The organism is Helicobacter rappini (genome assembly GCF_900198625.1).
Lineage (GTDB): Bacteria > Campylobacterota > Campylobacteria > Campylobacterales > Helicobacteraceae > Helicobacter_A > Helicobacter_A rappini.
Window position 1 is genome coordinate 25,534 of the sequence record NZ_FZPK01000035.1, and the last position, 25,498, is coordinate 51,031.

The following is a 25,498-nucleotide window of genomic DNA, read 5'->3' on the forward strand; positions in this document are numbered from 1 at the left end:
GATTAAGTTTGATCACTCTCTACTAATTCCTGTATCGCTGCCAATTGTCCATCGCAATTCTCTATTATCGTTTCGCTCTTTGGATTCTGTCCTTGTATTTGTGGAGCTTGATAAACTATGCTGTGCATTACTTGGCAAAAGCACCTTATTGTCCTTTCTTCCATATTCTTGGCTAAGTGCCACATTGCCTTGGGACATTCCGCACATATCGGCATAGGATTTGGGTGGATTTCTAAGAGCAGGAGCGTTGGAGATGTGTATAGTGGCATTTCTTGTTGGGTGGAGTTTTGCTTTAGGGTCTCCACGCCCTGCGTTGTATCTTGCCCACTGCTCTCTTGTATATATTCTTGGTTCATTGATGTTCCTTTGTGTTGATTTTGCTTTCTTGTTTGCATAGTAAGCAGCCCATTCTTGTTTGGTGTAGCGTTTTGTGCTACTTATAGAATCTACTTCTTTTGGCTTCATAGTTGTTGTTATCTTTACTTTTGGGAGCTTAGTAAAGGCTTTTTCTGCACGATTCATTATAGAAATATCCCATTTGGCAACTTTACGAGCTGTGCTAATGGTATAAATTTTTCCCTTAATTGTTTTGTCAAATTGATAAGGACGCAACTCATAACCAACTTTAGAAATTCTTGCATACTCACCCTTTTGCAATTTGGATTCTTCTACTATTTGGCGTAGATTCTGTCCCCAAATTGTTACATTGCCCTTGCGTGTATAATAACGCACAAAATAGTTCATATCATTGAGATTATCATCATTGTATGGAGCTTCACCAAAATCTAATATCTTGTAATAATGTGGTTTAGCATTATATTCGTGCAATGTTTTTGGCTCTAAAGATTCTGTGATATTGTTGGCAAGTTGTCTCCCACGAATGCTATCTTGTTTTCTGGTGGCAAGTGCATAGACTCCTCGTTTATTAAGATTCTCTGCAAAGGTTTTGCGGATTGTGGTGCAGTCAGCTTTTTTAATATCAATGCGACCTCCATCATTATTTGTAGCCTTAAGACAAATATGGCAATGTGGATTGTCCGTATCATTATGAAAAGCAAGAACAAAGTGAGCATTGGGGTAGAGATTTTAATTGTTTCAAAAGCGGCATTTTTAAGAGAAACTGCATCGCAATCATCATAATCACGCATTGAAAAGACCATATTATAAGTTTCTCTTCGCTCTTTTTTGTTTTCATTTTCATTTGGAATCACATATCCATTTTGATAATTTTCAAGGCAGTCTGCTAATTGAGAATGATCGGTATATAAATTTAAATCAGAATCTAATAACTCTAAAATCCCCTGCCTTGAAATATAATTAAGATGTGCAGATAACTGCTTAGTGTTTTTTTGCACTTGAAGTGATTTTAAATATCACTTCATAGCCATTATTTGCCAATTTTTCTTTTCTTAGAAGTTTTGCTTTTGCTGGATTGTTACCAGCAATTTGCTTATGAGAGATGAGCGGTGTTGATTTGGCTCTTGCCTTGTTGATTTGGTTAATTCTTGCGTGTTCAATACGCACATTTTTGATTTTTTTAGCTTTCCACTCCAACCCATCATCATCAAAATGTTTATAAAAATGTGAAGTGCTACTCATTTCAATAATCCTTGTGAGGTATGGCAAATAATTTTAATATCGTTTCTAAGGAGCGTAAGTGCCTCTTGGAGATTTTCCAAAATCTTAAGCAATCTTGTATCTATTTTTGCTTCTTGTTGAGTATTAAGAGTTCTCGCAATTTGATTGATATTGACACCAATCTTATTAAGTTCTGTGCGAGTGAGTGCTAGAGCTTCTAATTCTTTGCTATTTAGAATTTTAGAATCATAAATCATATTAAGTGCGTGGAGCTTAATAAGCTTTGGCACAGAGTTAGTAATAGAATTTCGCGCTGTGAATTTGAGTGTGTCATATTGATTCTTGGTAAGTGTAACTTTAATTGTTTTATATGAATGAACATTATCATCTAAGAGAAACTTGAGCTTCTTTTGGTGTTTTGTATTTTGTAAATGATTATCAAGTAAATCATTGACTATACTTGATTTGGAGATATGCAATTCTTTGGCAAGGTTGGTAAGCGTATCTGCATTCTGTGCTGAAAGCCTAAAGGACATCATTGTATTTTTATCTGCCATTGCTTACTTCCTTTGATTTTTTTCCTTTGGTGTGTCTAATTTTTTTGTTGATAAACACCAAAAGCGTTCAGCAACAAAACTCCTCGCCCATCTTGGATTACTCCAAAAGAGATTGGGCGACTTTCTAATAGAATCCTTGCATAAATTTGCTAGGACTTTTTCAATTCTCGCAAAGCGAAATTGAAACTGAAGAGCCTCGCTAGACGCAGGACAAATTGTTAAATTTGCGGAAAAAAGGTTGTGAAATGTAATACATTTTGCACCTTTTTTCCTATCCTGCATTCTCTTAAAAACCGAATTATCACAAAAAATACCAAATCAGTCAAGTATTTTATGTTATATATTGTTATTTATATGATATTATTTGATATATTTTTGATAAAACATCAAATGAAAGATTGAAAATGGAAACACCATACATTAAAAGTTTAAAAGAAAAATACGCCGCTTCTATCAAAAAAGCTATCGCCAAAGAAAATGCAAAACTCAACAATATTTATAAAGAGTTTTCGCTCAGCATCTTTGAAGAAACACAAAACAACGAGGTTTTAAAAGAAATGCTCTTATCGCATACGAAAATCAATGAAAGCTTTCAAAAATTATTGACTGCATTCAAACAATCCAATCAGGCACAAAATTTAGAATCTAAGCTTTAATGCGTTAAAAGTTAGGATCTCTAAATAGCTTGAAAGATTCTATAAAATATTAGATTTTTGTTATAATCACACTTTTATATGTGTGATGTGTTTGGATTAAAGGCTGATTTAAGATGGGCGTTCTAATAAACAAGATTCACACAAGTGGTAAGATAATATAAGGATAAAGATATGCAAACGATTTTACATAGTATCAATGCGTTTAATGAGGCAAAGCAAGTAATACCCGGTGGGGTGAATTCCCCTGTGCGTGCGTTTGGCAGTGTGGGTGGCACACCGCGATTTATTAAAGAAGGAAAAGGGGCATATATCATTGATGAGGATAATAACAGCTACATTGACTTTGTGCAAAGCTATGGACCACTTATCTTAGGACATAGTGATAGTTTCGTGGTAAAAGCTGTGCAAGAAGCGGTAGCAAAGGGCTTAAGCTATGGCGCACCAACGGAGTTAGAGACAAATCTTGCTAAAGAGATCATTGGTGTATGTGAGGGTGTAGAAAAGATTCGCTTTGTAAATAGTGGGACAGAAGCGACTATGAGTGCCTTGCGACTTGCTAGGGCATTTAGCGGGAGAGATGATATTATCAAGTTTGAGGGCTGCTATCATGGGCATAGTGATAGTCTGTTGGTAAAAAGTGGGAGTGGGCTTGCAACCTTTGGCGAGACTAGCTCAAAAGGCGTTATACAAGATATTGCAAAACATACGCTTGTAGCAAAATATAATGATTTAGATTCTGTAAAAGAGTGTATAAAGTTAAGTGGCAATGTAGGCTGTATTATCATAGAGCCTATTGCTGGTAATATGGGACTTGTGCCCTCGACGAAGGAATTTTTACAAGGTTTGCGAAAGCTTTGTGATAAAGAGAATATTGTGCTAATCATTGATGAAGTGATGAGTGGATTTAGGGCGAGTTTGCAAGGGTCTTATGCGTTTTATGGCGTAAAGGGGGATTTAAGCACTTATGGTAAGGTTATAGGTGGTGGTATGCCGCTTGCTGCATTTGGCGGTAGGGCTGATATTATGGATATGCTCTCACCCATTGGTGGTGTGTATCAAGCAGGCACACTAAGTGGGAATCCAATCGCTGTTAGTGCTGGACTTGCTACACTAGCTATCATTAAGCAGGATAAAGGGCTTTATGAGAGATTAGAATCTCTAGCAAATAGATTAGCAAAAGGCTTAGAATCTGCTGCAAAAAAATATGATATTGCCTTGCAAACTTGTGTTAGAGGCAGTATGATGGGCTTCTTTTTCGCAGAAAATGAAGTGAGAGATTGGGATAGTGCGGCAAAGTCTAATACAGAATTTTACGCAAGATTCCATGCAAAAATGCTTGAAAAAGGTGTGAATTTCGCACCATCTCAATTTGAGACAAGCTTTATGTGTAAGCCTTTTAATGAAGTAATCATTGATGAAGTTATTGAAAAAGCCAATGAGAGTTTTAAAGAGCTAAAAGCTTAATTGTTTGATTTAGTGTGTTTTTAGCTATAATAACGACTTTATTTAGAATCTAAAGAGAGGTAAAGATATGAATTACATTCCTTATGTTATTGAAAAGACAGGTAGGGGGGAGAGAAGCTATGATATTTATTCTAGGCTGCTAAAGGATAGAATCATCATGTTAAGCGGTGAGATTGATGATTCTGTATCAAGCTCGATTGTAGCCCAGCTACTTTTTTTAGAAGCAGAAGATCCGCAAAAAGATGTGTTTTTGTATATTAACTCACCCGGTGGTAGCGTTACAAGTGGGTTTAGCATTTATGATACGATGAATTATATTAAGCCAGATATTTGCACTATATGCGTTGGACAGGCAGCATCTATGGGTGCATTTCTATTAAGCTGTGGCACAAAAGGCAAACGCTACGCCCTGCCACACGCAAGGATTATGATACACCAGCCTTTAGGTGGGGCTAGGGGACAGGCAACAGATATTGAGATACAGGCAAAAGAGATTCTAAGACTAAAAACTATCATTAATGATATTCTAGCTGCAAACACAGGTCAAAGTGTGAAAAAAATCACACAAGATTGTGAAAGAGATTTCTACATGAGTGCAGATGAAGCACAAAAATATGGCTTAATTGATAGCGTTATGACTCGCTCTAGTAAGAGTTAATGTAAGGTCAAAATTAAAAGTTTATTGTAAAAAAGTATGGAATCTTACAGCAAGAATGTCTAGCGAAGAAGTAAATAGCGTATAGTCTTGCTTGATACATAAGGGTTTGAATCTTAGAGTATTTATTTTAAAATGTGTGTTTTAGTCTTGTGGTAAATGAATTTTGCAACTATTTGCTTTACAATGTTTGCTAGATCAGATTCTATATTTTACTTACCAACTCTAACTGAAAGCTATTTAGAATCTCTAAAGCATTGGGGATAATTTTGCAATTCATTATATATTACAATCACTCTATTTCTTCAACATTCCTAAAAGTTCTTTTAGTTTTGTTTTAATCGTATTTAAAATATCATCATCATCTTTTGTTGGGGATTGAAGTGTGATTCTAGTGTCATCATGTCCTATAAGGCTTATATTATATCCTGCGTTGCTGATCGCTTTAATGCCAAGCTGCAAAGCTAGTGTTTTAATAATAATAATCTCTAAAAACTGCAAACTATATATATCAAGCCTGCCAAATCTCTGCTCTATCTCGCCCTCAATCTCACGCACTTCAAACTCACTCTTAACCTGTGATAAACGGCGATATAAATCAAGTCGCATACGCTCACTTGAGACTAAACTCTCATTTAAAAATGCTGAAACTGATAGCTTAATATCTACCTTTTGTTCTTGCTGCTCGTTTTGCAAAAGGCTTTGCAAGGTATCTTCTAACATACGCACATACATGCCAAAGCCTACTTGCTTGATATGTCCGCTTTGTGCCTCGCCAAGCAGATTTCCACCGCCTCTAATCTCTAAGTCATGATATGCAAGGGCTGCACCACTTCCAAGATATGAGTTTTTCTCTAAAGAAAGTAGTCTTTTTGCTGCATCTTGCGTGATATTTTCATTTGTTAAAAGATAGCAAAAGCCGACATGTTTGCCCCTGCCCACTCTGCCTCTTAGCTGGTGCAAGTCTGCTATGCCAAAATTATGTGCATCATCGATTATAATCGTATTTGCATTTGGGAGATGAATGCCAGATTCTACAATGGAGGTGCAAAGCAGTAAATCATACTCTTTTTTTAAGAATGCAAGCATGCCTTTTTCTGTGTCTTTTGGATTTATTTGAGAATGTAATATTAAGATTCTAAGCTGTGGTAATAAATCATGCAAATAGCTTTGTATTGTGGTAATCTTTGCTATGTTGTTAAAGATATAAAAGACTTGCCCACCTCTTCTTAACTCTCGCAAAATCACTTCTTTTATGAGAGAATCTTGCTTTACTTTTACAAAAGTTTTACTCTCTTGTTTAAAAAATGGTGGTGTTTTTAGCTCACTGATTGATTTTAGTTTAGAATAAGCCATGTTAAGTGTGCGAGGGATTGGCGTTGCAGACATGGATAGAATATGTGTTGTAAGGCTTTTTTGCTTTAAAAGCTCTTTTTGTTTCACGCCAAATTTATGTTCTTCATCAATCACCATTAGCCCAAGATTCTCTATCTCAAGGTTAAAGAGTGAATGCGTGCCGACTATAATCTGTATATTATCTTTAAAGTTTTCTTGTATAGCCCTTTTTTGTGTTGCGGTTGTGAATCTATCTATTTTTGCAATATAGAGAATCTTACCATTAGGCAATTTTGTATTATGCAGTCTTTCTTTAAAGCTTTCAAAATGCTGATTGCAAAGCAGGGTTGTAGGCACTAGCACAATGCTATTAAAATCATTCAATGCACTAGCAAAGCAAAGACTCATAGCAACCTCTGTTTTACCAAAGCCTACATCGCCATTTAACAATCTATCCATAATCATGCCACTTTTTAAGTCTTTAAGGCTTTCTTGTATCGCATGGGTTTGGTCTTGTGTGAGTGTAAAGCCCCTGCTAGATTCAAAGGTATTAAATGCGGTGATTTGGTCTGGTGTCTCAAGCTCTATTTTTACGCCTTTAGCTAGAGTTCTTTGAGCTTGTAATCTAATAATTTCATTAGCGATGGCAAATAGCTTTTCTTTTATAGAATCTTTTAGTTTCAAAAAGCTTGATTTCCCAAGTTTATCTATCCTTACAACTGAATCATACGCACTATATTGCTCTATCATATTGAGATTTTCAACAGGCAAAAGCAGTCTATCATCATTTGCATAAATAATGCTTATAAAGTCTTTCAAACCGCCCATAATGCTTACTTGCTTTATAGCTTCAAAGATTCCAATGCCATATTCACTATGCACGACATAAGCGCCAACTTTTAGCGCGTCTAGCTCTAGCTTTACCTTTCTTTTACGCATTATTTGTGGTTTTTGCAGGCTTAAAAATAGCTTTTCATTAGAAGTAATATTAAGATAAAAGGGGGTGATTATTTGCTTTGTTTTTATCGATAAAGATTCTAGATTATAGCTTTTTAGCATGGCATTTGTAGGGCTAAATATTGTTATATCTTTATTGCTATTTAGCTTTAGTGTATTATGTATTTGTGATAGCTTTAGCGGCTCAAGGTCTCTAAAATTTATAGAATCTTGTAAGATATAAAACTCTGTATTAGTTTCTGGCAATACTTCTGGCATGACAAACTCAAGGTTTAAAAGATACTCGCTTAATGCCTTTGGTGTGAAAACATGGCTATAAGTTTTTAGAAAATCAAGTCCGCCAATGTCCTTTAAAAACCAAAAACCAAGTGAGTTTATACTACACTCTAGCGTATTATCTAACTCTTTTATACGAGATTCTAAGAGTGTGTGCTGGGATTCATCGAGACTAAAGATAGCGGGGTATATCTTTAAATTCTCTATCATTTCATTTTGACTTAATTGTGTCTCATGATTGAAAAAATTAATCTCTTCAATCTCTGTGTCAAATAGGCTTATTCTCACAGGAAACTCAAAGCTAGGGATAAAAATATCAATTATGTCTCCGCGATGTGAAAACTCGCCCTGCATCTCAACAATCTCTACATGCTCGTAGCCATAATGAATGAGTTTTGCTATAAAATCTTTCACAACGATATTTTCACTCTTTCGCACACAAAAGCTGTGTAATAACTCTTTGCTTGGCATGAATGCCATGAGTGTATGTGGTGGGCTTATTAGAATCTGTTTGCAATCATTCTCATACCATAGGGCAAGCTTTGCAAAAAGCTCATGAAACTCTTCATAAAAACTTTGCGTGCTATCAAATGGGCTAAGTCTAATATCTGGCAGGACAATTGGAAGTGTGCTTTCTTTTACTTCCTTTTTTGTTTTCTGCATGGAAATTAGATTTAAGGTAGCACATAGGGCTTCTTTTGCTAATAGAATCTCTTCGCTAGAGCAGATTAAAATTTGTGGTGTATTTTTATTTTTCGTGTGATTTGTGAGAGTTTGATTGAGAGATGAAATCTTTACATGAGTTAGGATTTCTGTTAAATGTTTTGGAGACTTACTAGATTCTAGATTCTCTACCAAATCTGGGTGGGTGCAGGGTTTAGGGTGCGTTATTTTAGAATCTAGAATCTTGTCATATTGAGACAAAGTCGAAAAATCTTTTTTAGAATCTTTTGTAGATTCTAGATTTTTGGATACTTCGCCTAAAGACTCAGTATGACAAATATTAGAATCTTTTGAAAGATTAAGTAGCAATTGGATATAGCTATTATCTTTGTTTGTGTGATTTGTGCTTATAGCTGATTTGATTTGTGTTTGCAAAATATCACAAGCGATTAAATCTTGCAAACTGCATTGTATATACTCGGGGGCTTCTTTTATAAAAGTCTCATAAATAGCACTTTGAATCTTAAACATATAATAACCAAATAAGTGATATAAAAAGTTTGAATTATACTGAAAAAATGAGAATTTATCTATGTTAAAATTGCATACAACACATAGCACAAAAGCAATACTCAACATGTATTTACAAAATAAATTTTAACTCTATAAATATTTTGAAATCATTAATAAAATCATACAAATTTGCTTTTTGTGTCTTTAACTTTTTATGATAAATAATGTTCCTGCTTTTAGGGTTAAAAAATATTAAATTATTATTTTAACCCGCATTAAATTATACTTCTCCCCACTACAAGCAGTGAGCCACCAAATGGGGCGCTAAGATTTTGTGGGAGAAGTTTCTGAATCTTATTTTCTAGCCGACAGATTCCTAGTAATGCTTTATTGATAAGTGCGGGCGGTGGCGTATCGCGTAATTCTTCTTTGTGAGATTCTGCCACAGATTCTGTGTTTGTGCTAGATTTTTCGCTAGATTCTGTATGAGAATCTAATGTGTTATTTTGCTGACTTGCTTGAGATTTTGCAATATGAGAATCTTGCGTTGGATATGGTGCAGAATGCAGCAATGCCCTAACCCAAAGCAATGGCGTAATAGAAATGAAAAAATACTTCGCACATACAATCTCAAAGCCACTTTGCTGCATAAGAGCGACAAGCTCATTTTTAGTATATCGCCGCTTATGATGCACGCTCACATCGTGGGCATTCCACAGCCATTTATGTGCTGGGACACTTAGAGCTAAAAGGCTTTTTGTATTATTTTTTAGCATACTTTTCATATTTTTTAACGCTACTAAATCATCATCAATGTGTTCTAACACATCAAAGGCAAAAATGCAGTCAAACTCATCTGCAAAAGGCACATCAAGCAAGTCCATACAATATAAATCCTTTATGCCATAGGTTTTAGCGTATTCTAAGCCTTGCGGGTGGATTTCACCTAATGCAATATTATTAAAACCTTGCGATAAAAAATGCCTTGTAACACTTCCTGTGCCAGCCCCTACATCTAGAATCTTTGTGCTTTTGCCATTATCTTGCGGATACAAAGAAGCCAAAATGCGACTTATCTCTTGATAGATAAACTCTCGTCTTGCAATATGCCAAAAATGCTTATTTTCAGCTAGATATAGCATATCCATACCTTCACTTGGGAAGTGAAAGTTTGCATTAGATTCTGCATTTAAGCTAGATTTAGAAGTGTCGCTAGTGTCTGTGTCTAGTGTGTTTGATACAATGGGGGGGGGGGGGTAAAGTATGTGATACCATTTATAGTATGAGAATCTTTTATCTGCATAATCACTCCGTATTAAAACTCAAAAATATCTTGCATACTATAAAGCCCATTTTGCTGTCTAACAAGCCAAAGGGCTGCATGCAAAGCACCTTTTGCAAAGGTAGCCCTTGAAGTTGCATTATGCGTTAGCTCGATATACTCACCATCAGCATAGAATCCAACGACATGCCGACCGACAACATCGCCACCACGAAGACTTAGCACGCCGATTTCATCTTTATTACGCAATGCTATGCCCTCCCTGCCAAACTTAAGGGCATTTTCATCTAGGTTTCTAGCACTTGCTGCAGTTTGTGCGAGAGTTAGGGCTGTGCCTGATGGCGCGTCCTTTTTATAGCGATGATGAATCTCTGTGATTTCAATATCATAGTTGCGAAGTTGCACACTCAGCAGGGCAACAAGCTTATTTAGCATAGCCACACCTTCACTCATATTTGTCGCGTATAGAATAGGCATAGCTTTGCTACATTCATTTAAAAGCTCAATGTGTGATGGTTGCAAACCTGTTGTGCCGATTACAAGTGGTGTGGGGTGTGTCTTTGCATACTCTAGCAGATTCCCAGTTGCCTCTGCACTTGAGAAATCAATGATGACTTGACTTGATTCTAAAAAATCAGCCATACTGCTTGTAACAAGCGTATTTGATGGAATGTTATATTGCAATTCATTCCGCACATACACACTTGCCAGACTAGCTTTTTTAGATTCTAGAATCTCATCAATTAATAATTTACCTACTCTACCTGTTGCCCCAAAGATACCAATTTCTAGCATAGCCTACCTTTTTAATATTTTTGCCTTTTAATATTTTGTGCTTTTAATGTTTTTGCTCTAAATATGCAATAGCTTCAAGTGCAGCTTGTGCGCCATCTCCAGCAGCACATACAACCTGCTTTGGTGCATCTATGCGTATATCACCTGCGGCAAATAGACCTGCCACATTTGTGTGCATTTTTAGATCCACTACCACAGAACCATAGGAATCTACTTCGCAAAGAAATGAGCCATCTTCCTGTTTTAATATTTGATTATTGACTTCATAGCCAACAAACTCAAATATGACCGGCACTTCTAGCTTCTCTTCCTTATTTGTATTAAGATTCTTAATCGTTAGACCGCTTACACCATTTTCATCGCCACAAATTTCTGTAACGACATAGGGGGTTAGGAAATTTATTAACTCATTGCTTTTTGCGTGTTGAACCGTTACCGGTGCGGCTCTAAAGCCATCTCTTCTATGGATAAGATGCACTTTTGAAGCAAACTTTGTAAGATATATCGCTTCTTCTAATGCGGTATCTCCACCACCAAGCACAGCAACCTCTCGTTTCTTATAAAAAAACGCATCGCAAGTAGCACATGTGCTAACACCCTTACCCCAAAACTCTTGCTCGCCTTTAATATTTGACTTTTTGGGGCGACCACCTGTTGTGATAATCACACTTCTTGCTTCCTGTGTCTCTTCACCTTTACCTTGATTATGGATAATATGAAAAATATCGCCATGCTTCTCAACGCGTATGACTTCTGACATCGCATGTTTCAAACCGAAACGAAAGCATTGCTCCTGCCATGGCTCCATAAAGTCAAGCCCCGACTTTATCTCTCTCACACCCGGATAGTTTTCAATCTCACTGCTACCCGTAATCTGTCCGCCCGGCATTCCCTTTTCATATAGCACCACATCTTTTATACCACCTCGTGTAGCATACAGACCTGCAGATAGTCCCGCAGGACCGCCACCAATGATTGCTAAATCTATCATGGAATCTTCCTGTATGTTACGATATTACAACAAAGCGTTAAGTTTATCCGCAAGGACTGCCTTTGTAGTAGCACCAATGACTTGATCTACTATCTCACCATTTTTCATAAATATAATGGTTGGAATACTGCGGATTCCAAATTGTGCGCTCAACGCTTCCTCTTCATCTGTATTGACTTTACAAATATTTGCACGACCAGCAAAATCTGCTGCTAATTCATCAATGACTGGTGCTAACATGCGGCATGGACCACACCAAGGCGCCCAAAAATCCACAAGAGAAATGCCATTTTGTGTTACTTCTGCAAAATTACTTTGATTTAACTCAATATATTGTCCCATAATATGCTCCTTAAATTAACATAAATTACAACCGCATATTTACTCAAAATAAAGCGGTGTTACATTGTAGCGTTTTAATATAAATATTGTATATTTCATGGATATTTATTTTATCTCTCTTAGTCCTATCAATATAAAAGGTAAAGATTCTCATTTAAGCTCTATTATAAACTCACTTTCAAGGCTTCCGCCATAATCTTTGCTATATGCATAAATTGCATGTCTTGTATCTCCATATCATGAAAATACATTAGAGCTAGAGCACCTTGATACACAAGCATTGCTTTACCATCTAGGGCTTGTGTATAACGCTTTGCTAAAGCACAAAATGGCGTATCGCCAGCTTGATACATTAAATCATAGGCAAGCCTGCTTTGCTGCAATAAGGGAATTAAAATCTCTTCTTGCATGGGCAACACACCCTTAACACTAGCACTTGTTGCATTCACTATAATATCATAGCACTCTGTCTTGCCCCCTAAATCAGCAAAACTTAGAGTTTCGCCAAATTGGCTAAAATATGCGAGTTTCTCTGTGCTGCGATTAGCAATTGTAAGATTGATATTATTTCTAAATAAAATGGTCGCAATACTTCTTGCACTGCCACCTGCACCAAGCAATAAAACATGCTTTGGATTATGACTTTTTATCGCATGGTAAAATCCCTCTGCATCAGTGTTGTATCCTATTAACTTATAATCTTTACGCACAATTGTATTGACTGCACAAATCTCATTTGCAATACCTTGAATGCTATCTAATGCCCTAAAACATGTCTCTTTAAAAGGCAGAGTAACATTCACACCTGCTAAATCACTCGATAGAATAAAATCAGCCAAATGGCTAGAATCTATATCTTGTGGAAGACAAAAGCGCGTATAAAATGAGTTTAGCCCTAACTTTTGCAAGGCATAATTATGCATAAGTGGCGATAATGAATGCTTGATGGGATTACCAATGACAGCTAGAAGTTTTAGTTGTTGTGTGTTTTGCATAGAATCTCCATAATTTAAGATTATGTATTGTATAACAAAAGAAGTTATAGCATAAACATAATATAGAATCTATTTAAAAAAATGATAAAACCAAGCAGTATGAAAGGCAACTTCGCTATACCTAGGCTAATGAATCTGTCAGCAAAGTTTAAGGTATTGAATATAAATATGCATTGTATCTCAAGGCATCTTATTTTTACAATACTCTTCATACAAGGCTAGATCTTCGGGTGTGCCAATACCATGCATGGCGTTAGATTCTATATTATAGATTCCGATTTTTGCACCAGATTTTATTGCGTAATTATAAACAGGACAAGTATAAAACTCATTATTAACGCGTTCATTTGCTATAATCATATCAATCGCACCATCAACAAACAACTTTCCGCGCATAAAAAGATAAATCCCAACGGTAGCATGTGTGGAGATAGTTACTTTTTCTTTCACTTCTACAACTAAATTATTTTGTATTTTTGCAAATGACCATTTTGGATTTTTCTCTTTGTCCTCAAAAGTGAGTATAGAGCCACAAAGCTCTCTTTGCTTACAATCATTAATAAAATCAGCGATATTGTGCTCTATGATTTGATCGGTGTTTGCAATGAGTAGTGGTGTATCGTTATTCACATATCTATGTGCATATAAAATCGTGCAAACACTGCCTTCTGTAAGCTTATCTATACCAATAAGTTTTACATTCATATTGGGCAGTAACTCTTGTATAACCTGTTGTGTCTTTGCTAGATATTCATTTCGTGCGATGAGAATATAGTTTGCATTTGGATAATAAAGATTCTCTAAAACACGCACAATCATTGGCTTACCCATTACATCAATGAGCGGTTTTGGATTTATAAATCCAGCCTTTGCAAAGCGAGAACCAAGCCCAGCCATAGGGATAACAATATTCATTTGTATTTCCTTTAAGATGGTTTAAATATAGACTAATCCTAATATAAGATTCTAAAGAGAAAGTATATCAAAAATAGACGAGAAAAACTTACGATAGGGATAAATATATGTATTGTGAGAAAGACAAAAGACTCAAATCTTGTGATAGACTTGAGCCATTCTGCTTAGATGGGAATGGTTTGAAAAATGCTTAGATTAAAGTTTAGCGCTATTTTGTGAAAGATATTCTTTAACACCTTCAGTTGTAGCTTTCATACCTTTATCACCTTTTTGCCAGCCAGCAGGACATACTTCGCCGTGTTCTTTATGGAATAAAATCGCATCAACTAAACGCAAATATTCGTCCATATTTCTACCAAGTGGCAAGTCATTGATTGTTGCATGTCGCACGATTTGATTCTCATCAATGATAAAGCTACCGCGTAATGCAACCGCACCGCCAAATAGCACATCATAATCTCTTGAAATCTGCTTTGTAATATCAGATACCATAGGGAAGCTAACTTGTCCTATACCACCCTCATTTACCGGTGTGTTTCTCCATGCAAAATGCACAACATCAGAGTCAATAGATACACCGATTACATTCACACCGCGTTCATTAAAAGCTTTCACTCTCTTATCCATAGCGATGATTTCACTAGGGCATACAAAAGTAAAGTCTTTGGGCCAGAAAAATAGGACTGCACCATTTTTGCCTAAATTTTTACTTAATTCAAAATCATTTACAATGCTACCATTTGCTAATACAGCTGGAGCAGTAAAATCTGGGGCTTTTCTTGTTACTAACATAATGTCTCCTTAAAAAAATATTAAACGATAACAAATAATTATTATCGCTTGTATTCTAGCAAATTTTGTTTAATAAAAATGCACTTGAACTCTACAAAAAACATACGACTAGATTCTAATGATTCACATAATCTATTTGCTTCATAGCTACATTTTCTGTTGGCACTTTTTCTTGCTTTCTTGCTCGATATAAAAGCGGGTCAAAGAATACAAGTAATGGATAGCCTTTTTCTTTTAATGTGCTAAATGCACTCACAGGCAGGAAGTCATCTTTTGGATATTGCTGTTTTAAATCCATTGCCTCGCTTGTTTTGCCGACCTCAAGCAAGATATAAAAGTAGGCTAATACGCTTTGTTCTACTTCTTTGCTTAAAGTTTCAAAGACACTAAGCCAGAAATTAATATTATCTTGTCGTAATAATTCACATATAGCAATGGCTAATCCTAGATATTCTCTCTCATTCATGCTTACCTTTTTGCATGTTTGTATTATCACATCTTTTTGTATGCTAATATTACCTTTCGCACATGTTTTCACAAGCCCTAGAAGTGTAGTGTATGTGAGATGATTTTTATCTAGATTCAATGCCTTCTGCAAGACTTTTTGTTGCCCATTCAGTAAAACTTCCCATGCCTTATCATAAATTGCTTGTGTGCTGTTTTGTGTATAAAGATTCTGCCCCATAAAATCTTTATTAAAGTCTTGTTTCAGTGTATCAAATGCTTTTTGAGAATCATCTTTAATCGCATTTTTTGCATTGAGATTATAGAGTGGGTGGCTTGGATTTAAGCGTATTTTAGGATCATTTTTGCCATCTTCTATTTCTTTAAAGCTATTAAATATAGAATCTATCTTTTCATAGTTTGTGCTATGTGATTTTGTATCGGGCAATAAAATAAATCTCTGCAAAGTCTTTGAAAGTGTCTTTAACTCTGTGTTTGAAAATACTCTCTCTCTTACAGGATTCCCTAACATTTGTTCTTGAATCTGTGTGAAAAGCTTCTCAATATCTCTATGCAAAGTCATGCTTTTAAATTTTTGCACAAGTGATGCAAAGCCCATAAAAAGCAAGGCAAGCACAAATAAAAATACTGCAGGCAAACATATCCATAATGCAACAGGCAAAGTTATACTAAACTCCACTAAAAGCGTATTTTGAAGTGTATAATAATCTGTGCTAATATAGAATGTATAAGCACCAACAAGCACTAAAAACAATAATGCAAAACTAAAAAAATATCGAATCTTCATGTTCTCTCCTTTTGCTTTTCGCTTTTTTCATAAATCTCGCGACAATTAATACAGAATCTTGCATGCGGTTTTGCCTGCAATCTCTCAATGCCAATTTCATCTTCACACATTTCACAAATGCCATAGATTCCATCATCAAACTTCGCAAGAGACGCACTGATTTCTTTCATCTCTTTTTGATTGCGTTCTAACATGGAATCATCAAATCGCAGTTGTGATTGTGTAGAGATAATATCTGCATTTTCATTGAGTTTTAACGCACTCATCTCTTGTAAGCTTTTATGTAAGTTTAAGCTTAATCCATCTAAATATTCTAATCGTTTTTCTAATGTTTGTCTCAATGATAACAAATCTTCATCACGCATTCTTTTTCCTTACTAAAGCTTATGGTATGGGTGTTTATTGATAATACTCAGTGAGCGATAAATCTGTTCTACAAGCACAATTTTTGCGATTTCATGGCTAAAAGTTAGTGTGCTTAGACTGATTGTTTTATGCTGTTCTAATACTTCTTTTTCAAAGCCAAATGCCCCTGCAATAAAAAATTTTATAATGCCACTTTGTGTGCTATAAGATTCTATCATGCGACTAAATCCTATTGAAGTAAGTTTTTCTCCCTCTGCATCAAGTAAAACGCTTTGCTTATCAAGGTATTTAGAAAATGCCATTGTATAGCTTTGCTTTGCGATATTAGAATCTTGCTTTTGTGCTTCTTGAATCTTTTTGTTAAAGAGATTAAAAAAGCTTAGTGTCGCACCAAATCCCTTGCAAGCCTTGCTATAATACTGCATTATATCCCCTAGCATTTCATTTTTATGAATTGTATATATATGTATTTTCATAAGGCACAAGCATTTTAATAAGATCGCTTAAAGTATGCTTCAAATCTTTACGCGATACAATCATATCTATTAATCCATGTTCAAGCAAAAACTCTGCAGTTTGAAAGCCCTCTGGTAAATCTGTGCCAATTGTTTGCTTAATAACTCTTGCCCCTGCAAAGCCTATCATAGCACCCGGTTCTGCAATGATTATATCCCCTAAAAATGCAAATGACGCTGAAACACCCCCGAAAGTAGGGTCAGTTAGCACAGAGATATAAGGTAGTTTTGCTTCAGCAAGTTTGCCTAATGCCGCTGAAGTTTTTGCCATTTGCATGAGTGAATAGGTAGATTCTTGCATTCTAGCTCCACCACTTGTAGATACAATGATTAAGCCTTGCTTTTTGCTAATAGCACGATTGATTGCCCTTACAATCTTTTCACCCTCAACACTGCCTAAGCTACCACCCATAAATGAAAAATCAAAGATTACAATCTGTGCTTCTTTGCCATGTATAAGGGCTTCCCCTGATATAACCGCACTTTTTCTCTTTGTCTTTGCAAAGCCCTCTTCAATTCTTTTTGTATAGCTTTTTTTATCCACAAATGCAAGCGGATCGTTTGGAGCTAAATCATTGTCATATTCAATAAAAGTATCAGAATCACAAATAAGATTCAGTCTATCTTGTGCGTTGATTCTAAAATGATGGGAACATTTTGAACATACATAAGAACTCTCAATCACTTCTTTATTATACATAACCGCACCGCAGCTGGGACATTTTGTCCAGTGTTGGGCTGCATCTTTTCTATCTCTAGAATCTTCTCGTTTAAAGTTTTTAAAAAAATCTGAAAAACCCATTTTACCTTCCTTTAAATTTATCAACAATATCTAAATCTGTTGTAATTAAAATATGAGAAATCACTTCCTTGCATTCCTTTAGTGCTGGTATAGCCTTATGATAAGATTCTAAATTGCCACAAATGATTTGATTTTGAGCTAGATAGAATCCTGCCATACCATCATATTTTCTAACCTGCGTTGGCAAAAGCACAAACAAATAGCGAAAGCTAAATGCAAGACTTAGGGCAATAGCCCCAAGACTGCGGAATTTCAAACCGCTTTCTGCTAAAAAAGACGCCCATTTAGCATGCTGCATAGCCTTTTCAAATATGCCACATTCAAGCTTTTCTGTGATAACTTTTTGCGGTCTAAAGATTAGTATTTGACTAGCAAACATTGCATGTAAAAAGTTTGTATCAAATGCTGGAAGATATTGTGCAGATTCTCTAATCGCATCACACGCATTTGCTATAAAGACATCTTTTTTTGCGGTATTGCTATTTTGCAAAAGCCTTGTAAAATTACATGGTATATAGCATGAGTGCATAGAAGTTGGCTTTTTTGCAGTGCTTGCATATACAATATATTCTGGTTGCAAATCTGCAATAAAAGTCTGCAAACTAAAAATACAAGGCATTTTTGTAAGAGCTAATAAATCATCATTAAGATAGGCTATCTCACATGAGATATAATTCACCACACAAGCCTCACGCACTCTACCATTCTCATCACACAAGGCTACACTCGCACCAAAATATGGAATATTTGACTTAAAGTTACTACTGCCATCAAGCGGGTCTAGCACAATTGTGCCTTTTGCATTACTATCGCCTTTTAATAATCCGCTTTCTTCAGAATCAATATGATAATGTGGCAACAAAAACTTAGAAAATATAGATTCTGCAAGTAAATCCGCCCCACTACTACGATCGCCACCCGCACCAACGCCAAAACTCTCATGCAATATTGAATCTTGCGTATGTAAAAGGCGTATAACCTCCACACTTGCAAGCACAACTCGCATAAAAAAATCTCGTTGCAACAAAGGAAGCAAAGTATCTAGTGAGAGATTCATAACCTATTTAACCTTTTCTATATACTCACCTGTCTCTGTATTCACTCTTATTGTCTCACCCTCTAATACATGGAATGGAATCTGCACCACCGCACCTGTCTCTAAAGTCGCTGGTTTTTTACCCGCACTTGAAGTATCGCCTTTAAAATTTGGCGGAGTTTCTACTATCTTTAGCTCAACTATTTGTGGGACATTAACCGATATTGCCTTGTCATTATAAAGCAATACACTCACATTCATGCTATCTAAAAGCCATTTTGCACTATCGCCAACTTGCTCTTCACTCAAACCCACCTGCTCATAAGTTTCATTATCCATAAATTGATACAGCTCACCATCATGATAGAGATATTGCATACCTTTTTCAATAATATTTGGCGTTTCACATTTATCACCTGCATGAAAAGTTTTTTCAATTACCTTGCCATCTAAAAAACTTTTGATTTTCACACGCACAAACGCAGGACCTTTACCCGGCTTTACATGCTGATACTCTGTGATTCTATAAGGGATTCCATCGATTTCGATTTTCAAACCTTTTTTAAGATCGCCCATTTCAATTGTCATTGCTATCCTTCTATTAAAAAATATTTTGGTATTTTACTCATTTATGTATAATAAAAACATAAAAACTGCAAAATTTAGAATGAAATATATGTGCGATACATTGACTATTGAAATTGCGATACGCTGTGTTTATAGTCATATTTTTAGTTATTGTGTAGTTTGTATGATGACATTTTTACCACAATATTCCATTGTTTCAATACCTAGAAAATCTTTAACACAGAATGATTTATATGCAATATTTTAAATTTATATTAAGATCTAGGATACAGAAACAATGCGAGAAAACCTCTATATTTGACACAAGGGTTTAAGGTGTATTTATTTGCAACAAGCAATATTTTAATATATAGTTTTATATAAATCCCTTGCCACAGCGACCAACATTTTGCAGGGAAAAGTTTAGAGATTCGCTATATAATTCATCATGAATAAAAACTTTTTGTGCTTGTAAAATCAAAGTAGAACAAGTTTGGCTAAACTGCAAAATATCCTTAAAATCACAGAAAAATGCGACTTTCACACCATCAACACATGGCGGATAATCCTTTGCAATCTCTATTGTTGGAATTTTATAGGTTGATGCTTCACTTATATTATAAGGCAATTCTGTGCTTGTTTGCTGCATTGATTCTAAGAAGTCGGGCTGCACCGTGCATATTGTCGCCTTTTTTGTGAGTTTTGCATTCAGCAAGGTATCTTTCATATCGCCATTACTCTTATTCATAATGCTTATACCAAATATCATGGGTGTAGCACAAAGCGGTGCAAAAAAGCTAAATGGTGCAAGGTTTATTATGTCGGCATTACTCTTTGTGCTTATCCATGCAATGGGTCGTGGTGTGATAGAATTGCTTAGAATCTTATAGTTTGCAAGGGGTGTTGAGGTGGAAATATCAAGCAACATTATAATCCTTATATGGCGAGTTTATGATAAGTAGATTATGAGATAATTCCGCACAAGTGTAGCAAAAAACTAGCTATTTTTCAACTCTTCTTTAGATAGAAATATAGCTAGTTAGTAAAGAATCTTTACAGGTAAGTTTGGTTTAGAATCTTATGTTGTAAAATTTAGACTAACAGATTCTAATGTGCCACAGCTTCACTTATACCAATGCCTGTTTGAGCTCTAAAGTCTTGTGCTTTAAAGCCTTGCTTATCAATGATTGACCTCTCGCTAGAATCTAACTTAGAGATAATAATGATTGATAAAAATGCGATAGGCATACTAAAGATAGCAGGGTGCTTATATGGGAAAATTGCCTCTTCAAAATGCAAGACATCAACCCATACGCTAGGGCTAAATAGCACGAGTAATAACACTGATAAAAGCCCGATTAAACCACCATAAAGCACACCATTTGTTGTGAGATTTTTCCAATAAATGCAAAGCAAGATAATAGGAAAATTCACACTTGCAGCAATAGCAAATGCAAGTCCAACGGTAAAGGCTACATTTTGCCCTTGAAACACAATCCCAAGCAGTATAGCCAACACGCCAAGTCCAATAGTCGAAGCTTTTGTAACGCGCATTTCAAGCTTTGGATCGCATTTACCATCTTTTATAACATTTACAAATAAATCGTGGCTAATCGCACTTGCCCCTGAAATAGCAAGTCCCGCTACAACTGCCAAAATTGTAGCAAATGCCACCGCTGAAATGAAACCATAAAGCACATTACCACCTAGCACTTTAGACAATGCGACGGCTTCCATGTTTGCAGCAACACTGAATTTACCATCAACGATAAATTCTGGATTCCCGATTAATAAAGCAATAGCTCCAAACCCAATGATAAAGGTAAGTATATAAAAATAGCCTATAAGTCCGGTAGCAAAGAAGACTGACTTTCTTGCTTCTTTTGCGTCTTTAACCGTGAAAAATCGCATAAGAATATGTGGTAATCCAGCAGTCCCAAACATTAATGCTAAACCAAGAGAGATAGCAGATACAGGATCAGGTAGAAATGTCCCGGGCGACATTATGGCTTCACCTTTTGCATGATTTTGTATTGCCATTTCAAAATAATGTTGCAAGTTAAAGCCAGTGAGATATAAAACCATAATAGCCATAAAACTTGCACCACCAAGTAACAAACATGCTTTAATGATTTGCACCCATGTTGTAGCGTGCATTCCCCCGAAGGTAACATAGCATATCATTAAGATTCCAACTAATATTACAGCTGTGCTATAAGGCAGACCAAAAAGCACTTGTATAAGCCCACCAGCCCCCACCATTTGAGCGATTAAGTAAAATACGATAACGCTTAAAGCAGAGATTGCTGAGATTGTTCTCACCTTTTTAGATTCTAAACGATAGGCGATAATATCTGCGAAAGTGTATTTACCAAGATTTCTAAACTTTTCAGCGATTAGAAATAGCACAATAGGCCAACCAACTAAGAATCCAATAGAATAAATCAGTCCATCAAAGCCATTCACAAACACAAGTCCAACAATACCTAAAAAGCTTGCTGCACTCATATAATCACCAGCGATTGCGATGCCATTTTGCATACCGGTAATGTTACCACCAGCGGTATAGAAAGATTGTGCTGATTGTGATTTTTTACTTGAATAATAAGTAATGCCAAGCGTTGCTAATACAAATGCTACAAACATGCTGATAGCAATGTAGTTTATTGGGGCTTTTTCTACATTACCTACATCAATACCTGCTGCTACACACTGCATAAATAAACCATAGCTAAATATGATTCCAAATAAAATGCCTTTTTTACTCATAACTTTCTCCTTATTAAAAGCTGCTTTGCTTTATAGAGCTAGATTCTGTATGTCTTTCATCGCTTTTATTGCGATTAGATTCTGTATTGAAACTTAGAATCTATTCTTGTCATATTGAGTGCGTAAGCACGAAATATCTTGTTGAGATTCTATGCTAGATATTTCGCTACGCTCAATATGACAATGTTATAGAATCTAAATTTTTCACTTACACTCTAAATTCTATGCTTATCTAAATGAGGCTAGATTCTAAAACTTTAGTATTTTGCTATCTTAAGCTATTAGAATCTAATCCTTTAGATTTCATTGCAATATAACAATCACTAAAATCTAAAATCTTGTAAAATGCACCCATAAAGGCGAGAATCTAGAATCTAAAGCACAAAATCTAAACTCCATAACACAACTATTTCTCATTTTGCATTTCTTTAACCAAACCTACACGATCCATCTCTTCTAGCACCTCAGCTTGCTCTTTATCAAAATATTTATTTGCAAATAGCGTATAAATCCCTGTGCTTACAATCGATAAAACAATGATAAACACACCTAAGATAATGCCTAAACTGATCGCACTAGGACCTAACCTGTATCCAAGAATTTCTGGGAAAAATCCAACACTAGCAATAAATGCGTAATAACAAACAAGAATAATCAAAGAAAGATAAAGCGAAAACTTATTGCGAAATGACACAAATTTATAGAATCTTGCTCTCACTTCCTCTTTTGAAGCGACTGCCTTACCCATGCTAACTCCTTATATCACAGAATATTTACTTTCACAACCAGATATGTAAGTAAATGTATTTATAATGTAACATAAAAAGCAAAAAAATACAAAAATAATTGCTACATTACTTTTTTTATAATAAACACGGAATTATATTTTGCAATAAAAGGATTCTGCAATGCCCTAAATCATAAAATTATGTTACTTTTTAAGACATAATATTACAAAAAACTATCTAAAAACGGCTATTTTTTGCAAAAATAAGAGATATGGGAGATATAGCTAAAAATGTAACTTTTTTACAATGTTAAAAGATTCTTTGCGTTTGTGTATCACATATAAACTTAAAGTTATAAACAAGTGTTAATAAAGATAAAATAAGTGAAATATGACTTTATACTAAACTCTAGAATAAATAAAGCATTTAAAGATTCTATAACAATCATATAGAATCTTTTGAGAGAAAATATGAGTTAATAAGATATTGTGTCTAATATCCTACATAACTTCATTTAAAGCAAGTGTTTAAAAAGTTAGCCTTACTTATGCTTATGTGGCATTGCATGTGGCATACCGCCATTACCACCGATATGTCCTATCTTGCCATGAGAATCAATATTATATGCTTGACCAAAGCCTTTTACAAAGCGACCTTCTTTGAAGCATATCTTTACCAAATGAAAATCCTGCATCGAGCGGACTTGGGCTACACCACCACCTTTTCCTACACGAGATTCAAAGCTATCATACACTTTATCAAATAGGCTATCTCTAGGCATAAACTCTACGCTTACATCATAAGTCAAACGCTTTCTTGCTAAAATACTTTTTGTTTTGCTTTCATCTTCTATAAACATAACTTGGACTGCATTAGGATTTGTGCGTAAATTTTGACAATGTGCTGCGACTTCGCTCACATATAAATAATACTCTCCATCATATCTTAGTAGCGGCGAGTAGCTAATATGCGGTTTATTATCCTTTGATAATGAAGTAAGCAAAATCGTATTAAACTCTTCTTTAAAAGATTCTATCTCACTTGCAACCTGATCGTCTTTTTTGCTGATTGCCATGCAAAGTTTAATAATGGCATCTTTATAGTCTTTCTCTTCAGTTTTCGCAGGAAATGGCGCAAAGACTTCTTTGCCATCTGCTTGTATTTTCATGCCATATTCATTCACCCCGCTTAGTGTTGCCACCTTTGCCTCAAAGCCACCATAAAGCTTTACTAAGCCTAGCAATTCTGCTGAATGATGGTTATTCATATGCTCTATAATACTTGTAACACTCATGTAAATCTCCTAAAATTTAAAATATTTTTACATAGTAACACAAGAATAAATAAAAATGATAAATATTTTTATTTTGTATTGCATAAAAGAATCTATGCTGTGTAATGTTGCATATTAGCTCAACAGATTCTAAGATTTTACTATATTTTATGGTGTTATGCTTTACAAATTTAGCATTAAATGCTAGAATGTCAGCTTTTATTTTATCAAAAAGGACATTTATGTTAGAAGGCAAACTTAGAGATAGTATTGGCAAAACAAATGCGAAAGCATTGAAGCGAGATGGTTATCTAGTTGCTAATATCTATGGTAAAGGCAAGGAAAATATACATTGTGCGTTTAAACGCAATGATTTTATCAAATACATGCGTGCGAAGCAAACACTTATTTTTCCTGTGAAAATCGATGGCAATGTATATGATGTTGTTGTGCAAGAGTATCAAAAAGACCCAGTAACAAGTGATATTTTACATGTGGATATGATGTTTGCAACAAAGGGTTGTGTGGCAAAATATAAAGTGCCAGTGAAAGTTACAGGCTCACCTATTGGCTTGAAAAACAAAGGTGTGCTTGTATTCTCACGCAAAAGAGTTGCAGTAAAATGCGATGCGGCGGTTTTACCAAATGATTATACACTTGATGTGAGTGGTCTTGATGTTGGACATGCGATCCTTGTGCGTGATTTACCAGAGATTGCTGGTGTTAGCGTGATTGAGAAGCCATCAGTTGCTATCGTTGGTGTAATTAAAGCTAAGTAACAGAATCTTATCTAATATACGCTCTTACCTTACATATAGTAAGGCTCTCTCTTACTATTGTAGTTTGCATTTATGTGGTTACAACCTACAAGCAAGTGCAGACACAGATATATCTCTTTTTAACTTATTCTTGACCCTTGGTCATCACTTTAGAATCTATGTAATTTAATATGGAATCTAAAAAAAACTTGTAAGGAATATATTAAGGTCTATTCCCTTAGCGATGGTGGCACTCCAAGTAGCACAAGGAATAAAAAATGCTCTCATTTGCAATGCGTATTTGCCTAGCACTTGTTTTCACTCTCAAAATAAGCCGAGCATGAAGCTGTATAAAGATTTTGAATCTCTGCCGCATAGAAGGGGATATGGCATAGTGATTTTAAAAGATAAGGCTAGAGTAAGCAAGGCATTGCAAAGTATTGATTGGGTAAGGCTGGTTTTTTAGGCACAAATTCTAGTCTTAATTTACGCGCTTCTTTGATAGAAGAAGCTATAATAAAACAAGGATTCTATGGTAAAAGGGGACAAAATAATGGATATTTTTGATGTAGCTAGAGAGGTTTTTAGCGAGATAAAATCCAAATCCCCCCAAAATTCTAACCGACATTTTTTCATTGTCAAGTCGCTTTATTTACTCTAAGTTGA

26 protein-coding genes and 1 pseudogene are annotated in these 25,498 nt (G+C 35.4%); 5 read left to right on the forward strand and 22 right to left on the reverse strand.

Annotated elements, in window-relative coordinates; all coding sequences use genetic code 11:
* Positions 1 to 12 precede the first annotated feature (12 nt).
* From C6H17_RS07315 to mobC, 4 genes and pseudogenes are all read right to left on the reverse strand, one after another.
* Positions 13 to 828 carry a hypothetical protein gene (locus C6H17_RS07315; protein WP_051355132.1) on the reverse strand — a complete coding sequence of 272 codons (816 nt, stop codon included), beginning with the start codon at positions 826 to 828 and terminating at the stop codon, positions 13 to 15.
* A 147-nt stretch (positions 829 to 975) separates the two neighbouring features.
* Positions 976 to 1,020: pseudogene (locus C6H17_RS13550) on the reverse strand (hypothetical protein); the annotation flags it as partial.
* A 318-nt stretch (positions 1,021 to 1,338) separates the two neighbouring features.
* A complete protein-coding gene (locus C6H17_RS07325; RefSeq protein ID WP_051355130.1) occupies positions 1,339 to 1,599 on the reverse strand; it encodes a hypothetical protein in 261 nt (86 codons plus the stop codon).
* Positions 1,596 to 2,135 (reverse strand): plasmid mobilization relaxosome protein MobC, encoded by a 540-nt coding sequence (mobC, locus tag C6H17_RS07330; RefSeq protein WP_005218255.1) that lies wholly within the window; start codon positions 2,133 to 2,135, stop codon positions 1,596 to 1,598. Before mobC ends, C6H17_RS07325 begins: the two co-directional genes overlap by 4 nt.
* A gap of 404 nt (positions 2,136 to 2,539) precedes the next feature.
* Between mobC and C6H17_RS07340 the strand changes: the two genes are divergently transcribed.
* The 3 genes from C6H17_RS07340 to clpP all read left to right on the forward strand — a co-directional run bounded on the left by C6H17_RS07340 (position 2,540) and on the right by clpP (position 4,913).
* A complete protein-coding gene (locus tag C6H17_RS07340) occupies positions 2,540 to 2,791 on the forward strand; it encodes a hypothetical protein (RefSeq protein WP_005218258.1) in 252 nt (83 codons plus the stop codon).
* 171 nt (positions 2,792 to 2,962) lie between these two features.
* The gene (gene hemL / locus C6H17_RS07345; RefSeq protein WP_005218261.1) at positions 2,963 to 4,255 is read left to right on the forward strand and encodes a glutamate-1-semialdehyde 2,1-aminomutase; all 1,293 of its coding nucleotides are present in this window, start codon (positions 2,963 to 2,965) and stop codon (positions 4,253 to 4,255) included.
* Between the two features lie 67 nt (positions 4,256 to 4,322).
* Positions 4,323 to 4,913 carry an ATP-dependent Clp endopeptidase proteolytic subunit ClpP gene (clpP, locus tag C6H17_RS07350; RefSeq protein WP_004088873.1) on the forward strand — a complete coding sequence of 197 codons (591 nt, stop codon included), beginning with the start codon at positions 4,323 to 4,325 and terminating at the stop codon, positions 4,911 to 4,913.
* A gap of 294 nt (positions 4,914 to 5,207) precedes the next feature.
* Here the strand turns inward: clpP and C6H17_RS07355 are convergent, their stop codons facing one another.
* The 18 genes from C6H17_RS07355 to C6H17_RS07440 form a co-directional block, all read right to left on the reverse strand.
* Positions 5,208 to 8,672, reverse strand: a complete 3,465-nt coding sequence (locus C6H17_RS07355; RefSeq protein ID WP_040463237.1) for a DEAD/DEAH box helicase — start codon at positions 8,670 to 8,672, stop codon at positions 5,208 to 5,210.
* Positions 8,673 to 8,929: 257 nt separating this feature from the next.
* On the reverse strand, positions 8,930 to 9,796 hold the full coding sequence (locus C6H17_RS07360; protein WP_020995886.1) for a class I SAM-dependent methyltransferase: 867 nt from the start codon (positions 9,794 to 9,796) through the stop codon (positions 8,930 to 8,932).
* A gap of 173 nt (positions 9,797 to 9,969) precedes the next feature.
* Positions 9,970 to 10,731: a 4-hydroxy-tetrahydrodipicolinate reductase gene (gene dapB / locus C6H17_RS07365; RefSeq protein ID WP_005218269.1), complete on the reverse strand. Its 762-nt coding sequence runs from the start codon at positions 10,729 to 10,731 to the stop codon at positions 9,970 to 9,972.
* A 43-nt stretch (positions 10,732 to 10,774) separates the two neighbouring features.
* Positions 10,775 to 11,722, reverse strand: coding sequence for a thioredoxin-disulfide reductase (gene trxB / locus C6H17_RS07370; protein ID WP_005218271.1), 948 nt, complete (start codon positions 11,720 to 11,722; stop codon positions 10,775 to 10,777).
* 24 nt (positions 11,723 to 11,746) lie between these two features.
* Positions 11,747 to 12,064, reverse strand: coding sequence for a thioredoxin (gene trxA, locus C6H17_RS07375; RefSeq protein WP_004088886.1), 318 nt, complete (start codon positions 12,062 to 12,064; stop codon positions 11,747 to 11,749).
* A 164-nt stretch (positions 12,065 to 12,228) separates the two neighbouring features.
* Positions 12,229 to 13,059: a shikimate dehydrogenase gene (locus C6H17_RS07380; RefSeq protein ID WP_005218273.1), complete on the reverse strand. Its 831-nt coding sequence runs from the start codon at positions 13,057 to 13,059 to the stop codon at positions 12,229 to 12,231.
* Between the two features lie 180 nt (positions 13,060 to 13,239).
* Positions 13,240 to 13,974, reverse strand: a complete 735-nt coding sequence (locus C6H17_RS07385) for a glycosyltransferase family 2 protein (protein ID WP_005218274.1) — start codon at positions 13,972 to 13,974, stop codon at positions 13,240 to 13,242.
* Positions 13,975 to 14,169: 195 nt separating this feature from the next.
* Entirely contained in the window at positions 14,170 to 14,766 is a 597-nt protein-coding gene (locus tag C6H17_RS07390; RefSeq protein WP_005218275.1) for a peroxiredoxin, read from the reverse strand.
* Positions 14,767 to 14,881: 115 nt separating this feature from the next.
* Positions 14,882 to 16,018 carry a LapA family protein gene (locus C6H17_RS07395; protein ID WP_005218276.1) on the reverse strand — a complete coding sequence of 379 codons (1,137 nt, stop codon included), beginning with the start codon at positions 16,016 to 16,018 and terminating at the stop codon, positions 14,882 to 14,884.
* Positions 16,015 to 16,383, reverse strand: coding sequence for a TraR/DksA C4-type zinc finger protein (locus tag C6H17_RS07400; RefSeq protein WP_005218277.1), 369 nt, complete (start codon positions 16,381 to 16,383; stop codon positions 16,015 to 16,017). Before C6H17_RS07400 ends, C6H17_RS07395 begins: the two co-directional genes overlap by 4 nt.
* A 12-nt stretch (positions 16,384 to 16,395) precedes the next feature.
* Positions 16,396 to 16,809 (reverse strand): 23S rRNA (pseudouridine(1915)-N(3))-methyltransferase RlmH, encoded by a 414-nt coding sequence (locus C6H17_RS07405; RefSeq protein ID WP_020995885.1) that lies wholly within the window; start codon positions 16,807 to 16,809, stop codon positions 16,396 to 16,398.
* 22 nt (positions 16,810 to 16,831) lie between these two features.
* The gene (gene accD, locus C6H17_RS07410) at positions 16,832 to 17,701 is read right to left on the reverse strand and encodes an acetyl-CoA carboxylase, carboxyltransferase subunit beta (RefSeq protein ID WP_004088908.1); all 870 of its coding nucleotides are present in this window, start codon (positions 17,699 to 17,701) and stop codon (positions 16,832 to 16,834) included.
* A 1-nt stretch (position 17,702) separates the two neighbouring features.
* On the reverse strand, positions 17,703 to 18,758 hold the full coding sequence (locus C6H17_RS07415) for an inositol monophosphatase family protein (RefSeq protein WP_005218279.1): 1,056 nt from the start codon (positions 18,756 to 18,758) through the stop codon (positions 17,703 to 17,705).
* Positions 18,759 to 18,761: 3 nt separating this feature from the next.
* Positions 18,762 to 19,325, reverse strand: coding sequence for an elongation factor P (gene efp, locus C6H17_RS07420; RefSeq protein WP_004088911.1), 564 nt, complete (start codon positions 19,323 to 19,325; stop codon positions 18,762 to 18,764).
* A 355-nt stretch (positions 19,326 to 19,680) separates the two neighbouring features.
* Positions 19,681 to 20,232 (reverse strand): flavin reductase family protein, encoded by a 552-nt coding sequence (locus C6H17_RS07425; protein ID WP_005218280.1) that lies wholly within the window; start codon positions 20,230 to 20,232, stop codon positions 19,681 to 19,683.
* A 179-nt stretch (positions 20,233 to 20,411) separates the two neighbouring features.
* Positions 20,412 to 22,022, reverse strand: a complete 1,611-nt coding sequence (locus tag C6H17_RS07430; RefSeq protein ID WP_051355160.1) for a cation acetate symporter — start codon at positions 22,020 to 22,022, stop codon at positions 20,412 to 20,414.
* A gap of 457 nt (positions 22,023 to 22,479) precedes the next feature.
* A complete protein-coding gene (locus C6H17_RS07435) occupies positions 22,480 to 22,821 on the reverse strand; it encodes a DUF485 domain-containing protein (protein ID WP_005218282.1) in 342 nt (113 codons plus the stop codon).
* Between the two features lie 521 nt (positions 22,822 to 23,342).
* Positions 23,343 to 24,095 carry a HugZ family heme oxygenase gene (locus C6H17_RS07440; protein WP_005218283.1) on the reverse strand — a complete coding sequence of 251 codons (753 nt, stop codon included), beginning with the start codon at positions 24,093 to 24,095 and terminating at the stop codon, positions 23,343 to 23,345.
* Positions 24,096 to 24,316: 221 nt separating this feature from the next.
* On the opposite strand from C6H17_RS07440, the gene C6H17_RS07445 reads away from it, so the two are divergent.
* Together C6H17_RS07445 and C6H17_RS12510 are read left to right on the forward strand one after the other, a co-directional pair.
* Positions 24,317 to 24,853 carry a 50S ribosomal protein L25/general stress protein Ctc gene (locus C6H17_RS07445; protein WP_005218284.1) on the forward strand — a complete coding sequence of 179 codons (537 nt, stop codon included), beginning with the start codon at positions 24,317 to 24,319 and terminating at the stop codon, positions 24,851 to 24,853.
* 223 nt (positions 24,854 to 25,076) lie between these two features.
* Positions 25,077 to 25,298 carry a hypothetical protein gene (locus C6H17_RS12510; protein WP_005218286.1) on the forward strand — a complete coding sequence of 74 codons (222 nt, stop codon included), beginning with the start codon at positions 25,077 to 25,079 and terminating at the stop codon, positions 25,296 to 25,298.
* Positions 25,299 to 25,498 lie beyond the last annotated feature (200 nt).

Coding starts and splice junctions, on each gene's coding strand:
- C6H17_RS07325 (WP_051355130.1), bottom strand. CDS start 1,599: ATGAGTAGCACTTCACATTTTTATAAACATTTTGATGATGATGGGTTG.
- mobC (WP_005218255.1), bottom strand. CDS start 2,135: ATGGCAGATAAAAATACAATGATGTCCTTTAGGCTTTCAGCACAGAAT.
- C6H17_RS07340 (WP_005218258.1), top strand. CDS start 2,540: ATGGAAACACCATACATTAAAAGTTTAAAAGAAAAATACGCCGCTTCT.
- hemL (WP_005218261.1), top strand. CDS start 2,963: ATGCAAACGATTTTACATAGTATCAATGCGTTTAATGAGGCAAAGCAA.
- clpP (WP_004088873.1), top strand. CDS start 4,323: ATGAATTACATTCCTTATGTTATTGAAAAGACAGGTAGGGGGGAGAGA.
- C6H17_RS07355 (WP_040463237.1), bottom strand. CDS start 8,672: ATGTTTAAGATTCAAAGTGCTATTTATGAGACTTTTATAAAAGAAGCC.
- C6H17_RS07360 (WP_020995886.1), bottom strand. CDS start 9,796: ATGCTATATCTAGCTGAAAATAAGCATTTTTGGCATATTGCAAGACGA.
- dapB (WP_005218269.1), bottom strand. CDS start 10,731: ATGCTAGAAATTGGTATCTTTGGGGCAACAGGTAGAGTAGGTAAATTA.
- trxB (WP_005218271.1), bottom strand. CDS start 11,722: ATGATAGATTTAGCAATCATTGGTGGCGGTCCTGCGGGACTATCTGCA.
- trxA (WP_004088886.1), bottom strand. CDS start 12,064: ATGGGACAATATATTGAGTTAAATCAAAGTAATTTTGCAGAAGTAACA.
- C6H17_RS07380 (WP_005218273.1), bottom strand. CDS start 13,059: ATGCAAAACACACAACAACTAAAACTTCTAGCTGTCATTGGTAATCCC.
- C6H17_RS07385 (WP_005218274.1), bottom strand. CDS start 13,974: ATGAATATTGTTATCCCTATGGCTGGGCTTGGTTCTCGCTTTGCAAAG.
- C6H17_RS07390 (WP_005218275.1), bottom strand. CDS start 14,766: ATGTTAGTAACAAGAAAAGCCCCAGATTTTACTGCTCCAGCTGTATTA.
- C6H17_RS07395 (WP_005218276.1), bottom strand. CDS start 16,018: ATGAAGATTCGATATTTTTTTAGTTTTGCATTATTGTTTTTAGTGCTT.
- C6H17_RS07400 (WP_005218277.1), bottom strand. CDS start 16,383: ATGCGTGATGAAGATTTGTTATCATTGAGACAAACATTAGAAAAACGA.
- C6H17_RS07405 (WP_020995885.1), bottom strand. CDS start 16,809: ATGCAGTATTATAGCAAGGCTTGCAAGGGATTTGGTGCGACACTAAGC.
- accD (WP_004088908.1), bottom strand. CDS start 17,701: ATGGGTTTTTCAGATTTTTTTAAAAACTTTAAACGAGAAGATTCTAGA.
- C6H17_RS07415 (WP_005218279.1), bottom strand. CDS start 18,758: ATGAATCTCTCACTAGATACTTTGCTTCCTTTGTTGCAACGAGATTTT.
- efp (WP_004088911.1), bottom strand. CDS start 19,325: ATGACAATTGAAATGGGCGATCTTAAAAAAGGTTTGAAAATCGAAATC.
- C6H17_RS07425 (WP_005218280.1), bottom strand. CDS start 20,232: ATGTTGCTTGATATTTCCACCTCAACACCCCTTGCAAACTATAAGATT.
- C6H17_RS07430 (WP_051355160.1), bottom strand. CDS start 22,022: ATGCAGTGTGTAGCAGCAGGTATTGATGTAGGTAATGTAGAAAAAGCC.
- C6H17_RS07435 (WP_005218282.1), bottom strand. CDS start 22,821: ATGGGTAAGGCAGTCGCTTCAAAAGAGGAAGTGAGAGCAAGATTCTAT.
- C6H17_RS07440 (WP_005218283.1), bottom strand. CDS start 24,095: ATGAGTGTTACAAGTATTATAGAGCATATGAATAACCATCATTCAGCA.
- C6H17_RS07445 (WP_005218284.1), top strand. CDS start 24,317: ATGTTAGAAGGCAAACTTAGAGATAGTATTGGCAAAACAAATGCGAAA.
- C6H17_RS12510 (WP_005218286.1), top strand. CDS start 25,077: ATGGTGGCACTCCAAGTAGCACAAGGAATAAAAAATGCTCTCATTTGC.